The following is a 1526-nucleotide window of genomic DNA, read 5'->3' as shown; positions in this document are numbered from 1 at the left end:
GAGATGCATGGTGTCCTATTCCGCCGCCACTTTGCCTGCGCCGCGTGCCTTGGCGTTGGCCGACAGCTCGGCCATCAGCTCGCTGGCGCGGGCGATCGGGTTGGTCAGGTAGAAATCGGCGATCACCTGGCGGAAGGCGCCCTTGCCGAGGGTCTTGACCTCGAGCGGCTCCCAGCCGTTGTCGGCCAGCTGGTCGACGGCGGCCAGATGCGGCACCTCGGCCACCAGCGCGGTGCGCAGCTGTGCCAGCGTGTCATAGGGCAGCGTGGCGCCCAGCTCGGCGCTGAGCGCGCGCAGGATGGCCCAGTTCTCCTTGCCTTCGCCCGGTGCGAAACCGGCGCGCATCGCCAGCTGCGGGCGGCCTTCGGTATTGACGAACAGGCCGTTTTCCTCGGTATAGGCGGCGGCCGGCAGGATCACGTCGGCACGGTGCGCGCCGCGATCGCCATGGCTGCCCTGATAGATCACGAAGGCCCCATCGCCGATCTCGACCTCGTCGGCGCCGAGGTTGTAGACCACTTCGGCCCCTTCCATGGCGACGTCGAGACCGCCCTCGGTAACGGCGCCGATGTCCATCGCGCCGACCCGGCTGGCGGCGGTGTGCAGCACCAGCATCTTGCCGCCCAGTTTCTCGGTTGCTGCCATCGCCGCGCCCAGCACCGCGATACCGTCGCCCTCGGTGACTGCGCCCTGGCCGACGATCACCACCGCGCCCTCTTCGGCGCCGGCCTCGGCGAGCAGCGCGTTCAGCGCCTCGCGCCCGGCACCCAGGGTCACGTAATCATAGGTCAGATCCATGTCGGGCGCACCGATCACCCGCACTTCCGCACCCTTGAGCCAGGCCTTGCGGATACGCGCGTTCAGCACCGGCGCCTCGTTGCGCGGGTTGGTGCCGATCAGATAGACCACCTTGGCGCTGTCAAGATCCTCGATCGAGGCGGTGCCGACATAGGCCGAGCGGTTGCCGGCTGGCAGCACCGCGCCGTTGGTGCGGCATTCGATCTTGCCGTCGAGACCTTCGACGATCTGTTTCAGTGCAAAGGCCGCTTCGACCGGGGCCAGATCGCCGACCAGAGCCGCGACCTTCTTGCCCTTCATCGCCGCCGCGGCGGCGCCGAGCGCCTCGCCCCAGGTGGCGGGCTTCAGCTTGCCGTCGACGCGCACATAGGGGCGGTCGAGGCGCTGGCGGCGCAGGCCGTCCCAGACAAAGCGGGTCTTGTCGGAAATCCATTCCTCGTTCACGCCGTCATGGTTGCGCGGCATGATGCGTTTGACTTCGCGGCCCTTGGTGTCGACGCGGATGTTCGAACCCAGCGCGTCCATCACGTCGATGGTTTCGGTCTTGGTCAGCTCCCACGGGCGGGCGGTGAAGGCATAGGGTTTCGACGTCAGCGCGCCGACCGGGCACAGGTCGATGATGTTGCCCTGCATGTTCGAATCGAGCGTCTGGTTCAGATAGCTGGTGATCTCGGCATCTTCGCCGCGACCGGTCTGCCCCATCTGGGTCACGCCAGCGACCTCGGTGG

1 protein-coding gene is annotated in these 1526 nt (G+C 67.7%); it reads right to left on the bottom strand.

The genetic code is table 11. The features are described from left to right. Positions 1-15 precede the first annotated feature (15 nt). Positions 16-1526 (bottom strand): molybdopterin-dependent oxidoreductase (locus tag ABZD10_RS15535; protein ID WP_372887923.1); only part of this gene is annotated, 1511 nt, incomplete at its 5' end.

The organism is Shimia sp. (assembly GCF_041624275.1).
Lineage (GTDB): Bacteria > Pseudomonadota > Alphaproteobacteria > Rhodobacterales > Rhodobacteraceae > Shimia.
The sequence above is the reverse complement of the archived record's forward strand: the minus strand, read 5'-3'. Positions and strand labels throughout refer to the sequence as shown.